This window comes from Mycoplasma sp. 1232 (assembly GCF_034863345.1).
GTDB lineage: Bacteria > Bacillota_I > Bacilli_A > Mycoplasmatales > Metamycoplasmataceae > Mycoplasmopsis.
This window is the reverse complement of sequence record NZ_JAYFFB010000001.1, coordinates 56,808-68,846: the sequence shown is the minus strand read 5'-3', so window position 1 is coordinate 68,846 and position 12,039 is coordinate 56,808. Positions and strand designations below refer to the sequence as shown.

The window sequence follows — 12,039 nt, the reverse complement described above, 5'->3', positions numbered from 1 at the left end:
TTTATATAGTTTGGATATAGGTATTAAAGTGTTAATTATTTTTATCTGATAATTTATCAAATATTAAATTTCTATAATATTCATATTGTTGTTGTCTTCTTGCTTCTTCAACCGGAAGACCAATTTTTAAATTGTTGCACATAGTGTCAAAAGTATCTAAAATCTCGACTATTTTGTTTTGAGTTTCTAGTGATGGTAATTTGATTTTTAGTTTTCTTAAATCACTCAAGTTTATGGATGGTAATGCACCATCAGTAGTTAAACTTTTAAGTTTTAAACTATTATTTTTTAGATAATAGAGAACATATTTTTGGTTAGCAATAGATTTAATCGGGTTTATTAATGCCATACAACTATTACTCAATCAAAATTTGTTTTCAATGAAGTTAACATAACCTGCAGAAGACCCTACTCTGGCCACTGTTATTGCTTTTTCACAGTTATAATCATTTGTATATCCAAGTGGTTTCTTACCACCATTAATAATCTCAAATTTACCTGTATCTAAATTCTTTTTTATGAATTCTCCTGTGTAAATTTTTTCAAATATATCATTCAAAGAAATTAAAATTGTGTTTCCGAATATATATTGAATTAACTTAATTAAGCCTGTGGTTAAGTTATCTTCTCTCTCTCTCTCTCTCTCTCTCTCTCTCTCTCTCTCTCATTAATTTTTCAAATGAGTTAGTTTCAAGATATTCAAAGATTGAATCTCTGTAAAATTCGTATTGCTGCTGTCTTTTAATTTCTTCAGCTGGAAGACCGATTTTAAGGTCTTTACAAATTGATTCAAAATTTTCTAGTGTATTAACTATTTTATTTTGCATTTCCAGAGAAGGAACTTTTACTTCAATATCAAAGATATCTGAAGTATTTATATTTGGTTGTGAAGATTTTAAGTAAAACTGTTTAATTCAATTAGGGATTATATTATTAAGATAAAAGTAAATGAATTTTAGGTTAATAATATCTAATTGGGTTTCGATTTTTCCAACCCTTTGATTTATATAGCAGTTTAATTCTTCACTTGAATAATAAGTTTTACCAATTGTATTTCCTGACATAGCTATTAATATGCAATTTTTATTAACTTTGTATTTAGATAAATCATTGTTAGGATATGAAGTAAAATTAAATTTTTCAGCATTATTAATGTTTAAATTGTTGTTTTTGTCAATGTTTGCTATTTTTATGATTGATGCTGCAGGTTTGCTATCATCAAAATTTGCATTTGTTAGGAAGTTAAATCCATTTGTAAATTGAATTAGTTTAGATAATTTTAATGAAATAGTTTGATCAAAGATATATTGAATTAACTTAATTAAACCTGTGGTTAAGTTATCTTCTCTCTCTCTCTCTCTCTCTCTCTCTCTCTCTCTCTCTCCTTAATTTTTCAAATGAGTTAGTTTCAAGATATTCAAAGATAGAGTTTCTATAAAATTCGTATTGTTGTTTTCTTTTAACTTCTTCAGTAGGGAGTCCGATTTTAAGATCTTTGCAAATAGCTTCGAAGTTGTCTAATGCATCAGTAATTTTATTTTGAATATCGATTGAAGGGATTGTTATGTCAATTTCTAGAATTTCAGGCATATAAGGGTGTTTAATTCCTGAACCCCTGAATGATTTTTCTACCAAATCACTTTTTGACATTAAGAAATGATATAAGTATTTGTTTGATAATATTTTTTTATCAAAAGACTTTCCGATTACATTTCCGACATTTATAAACTTACCATTTCAATATTGAATATATGGATTCCCACCACTTGGAATATAAACAATTTCATCTTCATAGACATTCCCAACTCATTTTGAGATTGAAGTAAAGAGATTTGATGGTGATGTTGTGAGGAGTTTAATGTCTCCATTTTCAACAATTAATTCCCTGGCTTCTTGTGCCGATATTGATTTATATTCTGAAGTATTATTAACTTGTTTAGTTCTATCAAAATCAGCAAAGATTTTATTTCAAGATGTTACTTCTCATAATTTTTTAGTTAAAACACTGTCTTTTGATTGAGAATCTGAAAGCAATGAATTTCTGTAGTATTCATACTGTGTGGTTCTAGCTTTCAGCTCCGCTTTCAGCTTTTCTGCGTAACTAGAAAAGATATCTAATATTTTAACCACTTGGGTTTGAACTTCGATTGATGGAATAGGGATTTCAATTTCTAAAATCTCAGGCATATATGGGTGTTTAATTCCACTGCCTCTAAATGCTTTGGCAATTAAATCGTTTTTAGATTTTAGGAAGTAATATACATATTTTGTTGATACAACATTTTTATCATATGATGTTGCGATTATGTTGCCTGCATTAATGAATTTACCATTATAGTATTGAATGTAAGGGTTACCACCTGATGGGATATAAACAATTTCTTCTTCATAAACATCTCCATCTCAAATATCTGTAGATGTAAACATATCAGATGGATATGTTGTAAGTAGTTTTATATCTCCATTTTCTACAACCAATTCTTTGGCTTCTTTTGAAAGTATTGACTTATAGTTTATTTCACTTTTTAAGAGTTTATTTTTGTCAAAATTAGCGAATGATTTGCTTCAAATTGTTACTTCATAAAGTTTCTTAATTTGTACATTTTTTATGTCGTTTGCTGAAAGGAAGTTTTCAATAGAAAAATTGGTTTGATTTTCATTTTTCATAATATTTAAAATCCTTTTCTACAAGTCTCCAAAACTTTTATCTAATCTTTCAACAATTTCATCAATTTTTGCTCTAAGCACAGCTTGCTCTGTAACAATTTCTCTGATTTCTTGATTTAACTTCTTAATATCAATAACTTCTCTTGTGTCTTCTTTTTCAACATAAGTATTTACAGAAAGGCTGTAATTATTATTTGCTATATCTTCTGTTCTAACAATTTTAAGAACATTTACTTTATCTTCGTCTGAATTGTATAAGTTGATAATGTTTTGAATGTTTTCATCTGTTAACTTGTTGTTATTTGCGATTTTAATGAACTCCTTACTTGCGTCAATGAATTTAACTTCATTGCTTGTTTTATTTTTCTTAATTACAAGGATGCAAGTTGAAATACTTGTTCCATAGAATAAGTTGTCTGGTAATTGAATAATTGCATCAACAAAGTTGTTATCTACAAAGTATTTTCTGATTTTAGCTTCGGCTCCGGCACGATACATAATTCCAGGGAAACAAACAATTGCAGCTGCACCATCCGCTGAAAGTTTGTGAAGCGCGTGTTGGACGAATGCTCAGTCAGCTTTAGATTTAGGAGCTAGCACACCAGCTGGCGCAAATCTAGGATCAGCAATTAATGTTGCATTAGCATCTCCTTCCCATTTGATTGAGTAAGGTGGATTGGAAACGATTACATCAAATGGTTCTTCCTCATCTAAACCAGGATGAGTTAATGTGTCATCACAAATGATTTTAAACTTACTGTAGTTAATATCGTGTAAGAACATATTGATTCTACATAAGTTATAAGTAGAAACATTAATTTCTTGTCCATAAAGACCTTCTTTAATGTTGTCTTTCCCGAGCACTTTAATTGATTGAAGTAATAAAGAACCACTACCAGCACACATATCATAAACTTTTCTAACTTCAGTTCTATTTCCAAGAGCAAGTTTGAAAAGTAATTTACTTACTTCTTGTGGAGTGAAAAATTCACCACCTGATTTACCTGCGTTTTGAGCATACATAGAAATTAAAAACTCATATGCATCACCAAATAAGTCAATAGTGTTGTCTTCAAAGTTTCCAAGTTCCATTTTTTTAATACCTGTAAGAAGTGCTCTTAATGTAGCATTACATTTTGCAACTGTGTTTCCTAATTTGTTGCTGTTAACATCAAAATCTTCGAAAAGCCCTTTAAGGTCACCTTCACTTGAACGACCCTTTGCAGAATTTTCAATGTTTTTAAAGATATTTTCAAGTGTTTCATTTAAGTTTTCATCGTTGGTTGCATTAGCTTCAACATTTGTAAAAAGTTGTGAAGGGTAAATGAAAAACCCTTTTGCAGAAATAATAGCTTCTTTTATATCGTCAGTAATTTCTTCATCACTTAAAGCCTCATAATTAAAATCTAAATCACCACTTTCGTGTTGAATGGTATTTACATATCTTGTGATACTTTCTGAAATAAAACGATAAAAAAGTGTTCCAAGTACATAATTTTTGAATTCTCATCCATCAACTTGACTTCTTAATTGATCAGCGATGTTTCAAATTGTTTTATGTAATTCAGCTCTTTGTATTTCTTTTGTATTATCCATAAAAATTCCTTTCATTTACACCTAAATTGTTGTTATTTTAAATTATATTAAAATATTTTATATTTTAATGCTAGATATATGTTATTCTGGTGTTGATTTTTTATTTAAAAAACTATTTAACACTTAGTTAATTCACATTGATTGTTTTACACAATCAATTTATATTTTTGTTATTTATTGTTATTGTAAAAAAAAAAAAAAAAACAAAGAAAATAGGCAAAATTACAAAAAATATATAAGAGAAACTATTATTGCTAAATAATAAAAAATATATTTTCTGATTAAAATTCGTTTATTTAATTAAATATTCTATGTACTGCTAATTTTGCATTATTATCGCAAGTGTTGGAATGAATTGTTTTATTTAAAATTATTGAATTTACATTAAAATCGATTTTAGTATGTAGTATAAAAAATTACCAATTAAAATTGATAATTGAACTCCTTTATAAAAAAAACCACCCCTGTTTGAGGTTAAGGGTTAACACACTTATTTTGTATGGTTCAAATGAAGAATTCATAAAATTCAAGTATTTGGATTTACCACCTCACTAAATATTCGATTTTATGAGTTCTTTTTTGTTCTCTTAGTAGCTTATTTCTCAAATTTTAGCAACCTAAAAAAATATTGTAAAAAAGGTGATATAACTTTCTAAAAGTATTAAAATAGAAACATGCTACCAATTAAAAAGGCTATAAAAAAAATGACATATATGCAAATGCATACTTTTATATTTGCAATCTTTTTTTTATTAATTTCTGTAGTGTTTTTATCTCTTATAGGAATTAATCTTGGTCTATTTTTCGGGTATGCATTAGGTGGTCTACTAATTTATTTTTTATTTAAATTAAACTGACTTTTTGCGTATTTATTTCTAAGAAATAAAAAAACAAAATTGTATGCTTTATCGATTTTAAAATCAGTTTTATTTTTCTTAATTTTAGGTGCGATCATGTACTTAATGTTTTTTATTAATAGAGAGTACCTAAAACAAATGCAGATTACCGAATATTCAGTATTGCAAGCATTAGATCAACCATTTAATTTCTTTGCATTTGCTGGAGGAATATTAACTAATATTTTTGTGATTATCATCACAGAAATAGTTAATAAAAAAATAAGAAACTAAAAAGAAAGGAGATGAGCAGGATGGATACATTTTTAAAAGGTCTTTGAGTTTGAAATCAACCACAAATGTTATCGCTTGTAGTTACTGTTTTTATAGTACTAATTATTTGTTTAGTTGTTTATTTCAAAGTATCAAAAATTAAACCAAATGAAGCTCCGAAAGGTGTAGTACTCATCGCTGAAGGTTATGTTAAGTTCATTGACAAAACTTTTGATGATGCAACCGGTGGAACACAAGTGCAAAATTCAAGATACTATATTTTGACTTTAGCTACTTTTATTCTAATTGGTAACCTTACAGCTGTCTTTGGTTTAGAACCGATCGTAACATCTTATTCAGTTCCGTTAACATTAGCTTTAATGAGCTGACTTGGTATCTTTGTTTGTGGCGCAGTGTACCGTAAGTGAAGATATCTAAAATCATTTATCAACCCACTTGATTTACCTGGTAAAGTATCTCCTCTTATTTCTCTTAGTTTTCGTATTTATGGAAATGTTATAGGAGGATCTACAGTTATTTTCTTATTTTATTCATTCTGTGGATGAATATGGACAAAAGTAACAGGGTCAAGTAATCAACAATTCTTCTTTGGATTGATTTTATCACCTGCATTACACTTTTATTTTGACCTATTCGGCTCTACATTACAAGCTTACATATTTTCACTTTTAACACTTGTATACTGAACTATTGAGTCAACTGCAGAAGAAGTTAAACCTAAAAAACTTAAAAAAGGTAAATCAAAAATTGTAAGAAGTAACAAAAACCTTAATTCACAATTATCACAAGCAATTTATTAAATAGAAAAGAGGATTAATTATGATTGAAACAGTAACAAAATTTTTAGAAGAAACTGCAAATAACACTGCTCAAGCAGCTGCACAAAATGGTGGAGACATCAAATCAGGTCTTGTTGCTATTGGTGCAGGATTAGCTGCAATCGGTGTTTTAGGAACAGGTATCGGACAAGGTTATGCTGCTGGTAAAGCTGCAGAAGCTGTTGGAAGAAATCCTGAAGCAGAATCAAAAATCCGTTTAATGTTAATTATCGGTGTTGGTATTGCTGAAACAGCTGCTATTTATGCATTTATTATTGCTTTATTATTAATGTTCATTAAATAATAACTATGGTTCAAAATTTAATTTATCTTAAGCAAGAATCATTGAATCAACAAGTCCAAGAAAAATTCAATGGACTATTTCCAAGTGTTCCAATGATGATTGCTACTATCATCGCTTTTTTAATTGTGTTTTTATTACTTACATATCTTTTATATAAACCAGTTAAAAAGATGATGAAAAATAGAACAAATTTCATCCAAGAAAATATCAACAATGCTATTAAACAAAAAGAAGACAGCTTACAAGTTTTAAACGATGCAAACGAAAAACTTAAAGAAGCTCACAAGCAAGCAGATAGCATTGTTAACAAAGCAAAAATAAAAGCTGGTGAAGTTTCTAAAACTTATATTGACAAAGCAAAAGCTGAATCATATAGATTACTTGAAGAAACTAACCAAGATATAGCGTTGCAAAAGAAAGAATTTGATGCTAATGCTAAAAAATATGTAATCCAAGTAGCTACAGAATTAGCAGAGAAAATCTTACGTAAAGAAATTTCTCCACAAACTCAAGATGAAATTATTAAAAACTATCTTGAATCAAGTGAGTAATTAACTTTTACAGCTATATAACTACTATAAAAGTAAAATAGCAAAACTTTTAAGATTTTATTATGTACAAAAAAAGAAATACATCTGCATATGCAGTAGCAATTTATGACTTGGTCAAAAAACAAGATAAATTTAAATTAATTCAACCTCAATTTGAGGCTGTTAAAGATTTAATTGACACAATTCCGGGTTTTATCGAATATTTAGGAAACGACTTAATTCCTGAAGCTGAAAGATTCAAAACAATCGATATGGCTTTTGATAAAAATCAATTTGACTATATTGTAATTAACTCAATTAAAGTTATAGTTCAAAGAAAAATGGTGTCTCAATTAAAAAACATCATCATTGAATATTTAAAGTTATCAAATGATGCATTAAGAATTCGTTATGTAGTAGTTGAATCAGCTTTCCCATTAAGTGATGAGCAACTTCAACAAATCAACGATAAACTTCAAAAAGTTACAAGACGTACAATTGAAATTCACAATGTAATTAACCCAAATATTATTAGTGGATTTAGAATTGTGTCTAAAACTGAAGTTATTGAAATGAACATACTACACGACTTAAACAAAATCAAAAACGAAATTATTTTTAAACAAAAAGAAAAGGAGGTGTAATTTATGGCTATCAAATTAGATGATATTTCTGCAATCATTAAAGAAAGAATTCAAAACATTGGTAAAGTAGCTGACAGATCAGAAATTGGTCAAGTTATCTCAATTGGTGATGGTATTGCTGTTGTATCAGGTCTTCAAAAGGTTAAAAATGCCGAAATTGTAGTTTTTGACAACGGTGTTTATGGACTTGCTTTAAACCTTGAAGAAGAAACAGTTGGAGTTGCTTTATTTGGTGATGCTAACTCTGTTTCTGAAGGGGACATTGTTAAAAGAACAGGTCAAGTTATTGACGTAAATGTTGGCGATGCTCTTTTAGGTAGAGTTGTTAACGCCCTTGGAGAACCAATTGATGGTAAAGGTAAAATTCAAGGAACAATTAAAAGTGAAATCTTCAAAATTGCTCCTGGTGTTATGACTAGAGAAGAAGTTAACCAACCACTTGAAACTGGTATTATTGCGATTGACTCAATGATTCCAATCGGTAAAGGGCAAAGAGAGCTTATCATCGGTGACCGTCAAACTGGTAAAACAGCTATGGCTATTGATGCTATCATCAACCAAAAAGGTAAAAACGTTAAGTGTGTTTACGTAGCAATTGGTCAAAAGAACTCAACAGTTGCGCAAATTGTTAACAAACTTAATGAATTTGGTGCGCTTGATTACACAGCAGTAGTTGTTGCAGGAGCTTCAGAATTAGCTCCACAACAATACATTGCTCCATATACAGGAGTTACTATTGCAGAATACTGAATGTCTCAAGGACAAGACGTATTAATTGTTTATGATGATTTATCAAAACACGCAGTTGCATATAGAACACTTTCACTTCTTTTAAGAAGACCACCTGGTCGTGAAGCTTACCCTGGAGACGTTTTCTACTTACACTCTCAACTTTTAGAGCGTGCAGCTAGACTTAACAAAGAAAATGGTGGAGGTTCAATTACTGCTCTTCCAATCATTGAAACTCAACAAGGGGATATTTCAGCTTACATTCCAACTAACGTAATTTCAATTACAGATGGTCAAATTTTCACAAAAGAATCACTATTTAACTCAGGGCAAAGACCTGCTGTTGATATTGGTTTCTCAGTTTCTCGTGTTGGTTCTGCTGTTCAAATTAAAGCTATGAAACAAGTTGTTGGTTCACTTAAACTTGAACTTGCTCAATACAACGAAATGTTAGCTTTTGCTCAATTTGGTTCAGACCTTGATGAGTCAACTAAATCAATTTTAGAACACGGTGCTAAAGTATATGAACTTTTAAAACAAGAACAATACTTTGCGATTCCACAAGTTACACAAGCTATTATTCTTTTAGGGGTTAAAGAAAGAATTATTAACCCACTTCCAAAAGAATATATTAAAGAATACAGAGATAACGTTATTGCATTTGTAAACAAAACAGCTGAAGGTATGGAACTTTTCTCAAACATTGCTTCAAAAGGTTTATTCACACCTGAAGACTACCAAACAACAGAAAAAGTATTAGTTAAGATAGTACAAAACATCATCGCTACAATTCCTAACTATGATCCTAAGTTGCATAAAGCATTTCCTAAAAAATACAATGACTTACTTAAATAATTAAAATGGCAAACTTAAATTCAATTAAAAATAGAATTAATGTAATTAACAATACCAAAAAGATTACTAATGCTATGCAATTAGTATCAACTGCTAAATTACGTAGAATTAGAAATGAATTTGAAAGTATTGAAACATATTTAAATTCATTAAACGAAATGTTTAGAGAATTAGCATCACACGTTGAACCGAGAGAGTTTTACTCAATTTTCCCTAAAAACACTAATGTTGATTCTGATTTACACATAATCATCACATCTGATTTAGGATTATGCGGTTCATACAATACTAATATTGTCAAATTACTTAAAGAAACTCTTAAACCAAGCGACAAAATCATTGTGCTTGGAGGAAAAGGACTTGCTCTATTACATTCATTTAAATATGATGAACAAGTCATTTCTAAATACACAGAACTAGGAGATAAAATCTCTTATGAACTTAGTTCTGTTGTATCTAAAAAAGCTTTTGAAGAATATTCAAACAAAAGAGTTGCTAACATTTACATCTATTACACAGAATTTATTAACAACATTACACAGGAAGCTAAAAAACTTAAACTCTTCCCACTAGACATTGAATCTGAAAATGCTAGTGTGCAAGCTAAAAACACAATTGAATTTGAGCCTAACTCAGAAGTGGTGCTTAAAAACTCAATTCCACTTTACTTAGCAAGTATGGTTTATGGACTTGCTACAGGTTCAAAAGTTTCAGAAATCGCTTCAAGACGTAACGCTATGGAAAATGCTACAAATAATGCAACAGACTTAGTTGATGAGTTAAGATTACAATTTAACAGAAAACGTCAAAGTAACATAACTCAAGAAATCAATGAAATTGTAGCTGGTGCAGATGCTACTTAATTAAAATAAGGAGGAATGAATGGTAAAAAACAAAGGAATTATCGTTCAAATCTTAGGTCCAGTTGTGGACGTTAGATTTGAAGAAGGAAAATTACCTCACTTACTTAATGCTGTTGAATTAGAACATGATGGAAAAGTTTACACATTCGAAGTCGCGCAACACATTGGGGATGATACAGCTCGTACAATCTCAATGGTTTCTACAAATGGACTTCAAAGAGGGATGGTTGTGACTGACACAGGTGCACCAATTTCTGTGCCTGTAGGAAACGTTGTTTTAGGTAGAATGTTTGACGTTTTAGGGAACCCAATTGACAACTTACCTTTACCAAAAGACATTGAAAGAGATCCTATCCACGCACCAGCACCTTCTTATGAAGAACAAAAAACTTCATCAGAAGTGCTTGAAACAGGAATTAAAGTTATCGACTTACTTATTCCTTACGCAAAGGGTGGAAAAATTGGTCTTTTTGGTGGAGCTGGAGTTGGTAAAACAGTTCTTGTTCAAGAACTTATTAACAACATAGCTACAGAGCATAATGGACTTTCAGTATTTGCTGGAGTCGGGGAAAGAACACGTGAAGGAAATGACCTTTACTATGAAATGAAAGCTGCAGGAGTTTTAGATAAAACTGCACTTGTATTTGGACAAATGAACGAACCACCTGGGGCACGTATGAGAGTTGCTCTTACAGGTCTTACAATGGCTGAATACTTTAGAGATAAACAAAATCAAGACGTACTTTTATTCATCGACAACATCTTTAGATTTACACAAGCTGGTTCAGAGGTTTCTGCTCTTTTAGGACGTATGCCATCAGCTGTTGGTTACCAACCGACACTTGCTACAGAAATGGGTGCGCTTCAAGAAAGAATTACTTCAACACGTAGAGGTTCAATTACATCAGTTCAAGCTGTTTATGTGCCTGCTGATGATTTAACTGATCCAGCGCCTGCTACAACTTTCACTCACTTAGATGCCAAAACAGTTCTTGACCGTGGAACAGCAGCACTTGGAATTTATCCAGCTATTGACCCACTTAACTCTTCATCAAGATTACTTGATCCATTAATTGTTGGATATGAACACTACGAAACAGCTCAAGAAGTTGTCGCAATCTTACAAAGATTTAAAGAACTTCAAGATATTATTGCAATCTTAGGGATGGGTGAATTATCTGAAGAAGATAAGAAAATTGTTAACAGAGCAAGAAGAATTAGACAATTCTTATCTCAACCTTTCACAGTTGCCGAAAAATTCAGTGGTATTAAAGGTAGATATGTTCCATTATCTGAAACAATTAGAAGTTTCAAAGTTATTCTTTCAGGTGAATTAGATAACCTTCCAGAAGAAATGTTCAGATATGCTGGAAGCATTGATGATGTTATTGAACGTTACAAAAAATATCAAGAAGAAAATAACATTTCAACTGAATCATCAACAGATAAAAAATAATGAATAATACAACTCATTTATTAATCACAGTACCATCAGGTGTATTTTATGAAGGTGACGTAAACATTGTTACATTAAAAACAGCATCAGGTTACATCGGGCTTCAAGCTAATAGAACACCACTTTTCTCAAACATTGAGATTTGCAACTTATCAATCAAACCTGAAAATGGTGAAGAAATTCGTTGTTACATCGGTGGTGGTCTTGTATATGCTGATGAGAAAAAAGTATCAATCATAACAGATGATATTATCAATGTTAAAAACATTGATGTCCAAAGAGCGCTTCGTGACCGTGATAAACTTATTAAACAAATCGAAGAGGCTTCACATAATGATTCAGTAAACAAAACAAAATTAGAGTCTAAACTTAAAAAAGCTCTTTTTAAAATTGATGCATACAATTTATTCAATAAATAATATTTGCAACCTTTTTAGGTTGCTTTTA

The 12,039-nt window shown here is 30.3% G+C and carries 13 protein-coding genes; 9 read left to right on the top strand and 4 right to left on the bottom strand.

Annotated features, from left to right (window positions below):
- Positions 1–31 precede the first annotated feature (31 nt).
- The 4 genes from VBM88_RS00200 to VBM88_RS00185 form a co-directional block, all read right to left on the bottom strand.
- Positions 32–559, bottom strand: coding sequence for a restriction endonuclease subunit S (locus VBM88_RS00200; RefSeq protein WP_323680149.1), 528 nt, complete (start codon positions 557–559; stop codon positions 32–34).
- A gap of 61 nt (positions 560–620) precedes the next feature.
- Positions 621–1,154, bottom strand: a complete 534-nt coding sequence (locus VBM88_RS00195; RefSeq protein WP_323680188.1) for a restriction endonuclease subunit S — start codon at positions 1,152–1,154, stop codon at positions 621–623.
- A 184-nt stretch (positions 1,155–1,338) separates the two neighbouring features.
- The gene (locus tag VBM88_RS00190; RefSeq protein WP_323680148.1) at positions 1,339–2,667 is read right to left on the bottom strand and encodes a restriction endonuclease subunit S; all 1,329 of its coding nucleotides are present in this window, start codon (positions 2,665–2,667) and stop codon (positions 1,339–1,341) included.
- Between the two features lie 18 nt (positions 2,668–2,685).
- Positions 2,686–4,263: a type I restriction-modification system subunit M gene (locus VBM88_RS00185; RefSeq protein ID WP_323680147.1), complete on the bottom strand. Its 1,578-nt coding sequence runs from the start codon at positions 4,261–4,263 to the stop codon at positions 2,686–2,688.
- A gap of 674 nt (positions 4,264–4,937) precedes the next feature.
- Between VBM88_RS00185 and VBM88_RS00180 the strand changes: the two genes are divergently transcribed.
- The 9 genes from VBM88_RS00180 to atpC all read left to right on the top strand — a co-directional run bounded on the left by VBM88_RS00180 (position 4,938) and on the right by atpC (position 12,011).
- Positions 4,938–5,393, top strand: a complete 456-nt coding sequence (locus tag VBM88_RS00180; protein ID WP_323680146.1) for a hypothetical protein — start codon at positions 4,938–4,940, stop codon at positions 5,391–5,393.
- 20 nt (positions 5,394–5,413) lie between these two features.
- Positions 5,414–6,193: a F0F1 ATP synthase subunit A gene (locus VBM88_RS00175; RefSeq protein ID WP_257088739.1), complete on the top strand. Its 780-nt coding sequence runs from the start codon at positions 5,414–5,416 to the stop codon at positions 6,191–6,193.
- A gap of 19 nt (positions 6,194–6,212) precedes the next feature.
- Positions 6,213–6,515, top strand: a complete 303-nt coding sequence (atpE, locus tag VBM88_RS00170) for an ATP synthase F0 subunit C (RefSeq protein WP_323680145.1) — start codon at positions 6,213–6,215, stop codon at positions 6,513–6,515.
- 5 nt (positions 6,516–6,520) lie between these two features.
- Entirely contained in the window at positions 6,521–7,066 is a 546-nt protein-coding gene (atpF, locus tag VBM88_RS00165; RefSeq protein ID WP_323189714.1) for a F0F1 ATP synthase subunit B, read from the top strand.
- Positions 7,067–7,128: 62 nt separating this feature from the next.
- Positions 7,129–7,689, top strand: a complete 561-nt coding sequence (atpH, locus tag VBM88_RS00160) for an ATP synthase F1 subunit delta (protein WP_257088733.1) — start codon at positions 7,129–7,131, stop codon at positions 7,687–7,689.
- Positions 7,690–7,692: 3 nt separating this feature from the next.
- Complete coding sequence (gene atpA / locus VBM88_RS00155; RefSeq protein WP_323176568.1) at positions 7,693–9,273, top strand: F0F1 ATP synthase subunit alpha; 1,581 nt, start codon at positions 7,693–7,695, stop codon at positions 9,271–9,273.
- Between the two features lie 5 nt (positions 9,274–9,278).
- A complete protein-coding gene (gene atpG / locus VBM88_RS00150; RefSeq protein ID WP_323680144.1) occupies positions 9,279–10,136 on the top strand; it encodes an ATP synthase F1 subunit gamma in 858 nt (285 codons plus the stop codon).
- Between the two features lie 19 nt (positions 10,137–10,155).
- A complete protein-coding gene (gene atpD, locus VBM88_RS00145) occupies positions 10,156–11,592 on the top strand; it encodes a F0F1 ATP synthase subunit beta (protein ID WP_323680143.1) in 1,437 nt (478 codons plus the stop codon).
- A complete protein-coding gene (atpC, locus tag VBM88_RS00140; RefSeq protein ID WP_257088725.1) occupies positions 11,592–12,011 on the top strand; it encodes an ATP synthase F1 subunit epsilon in 420 nt (139 codons plus the stop codon). Before atpD ends, atpC begins: the two co-directional genes overlap by 1 nt.
- Positions 12,012–12,039: the final 28 nt, after the last annotated feature.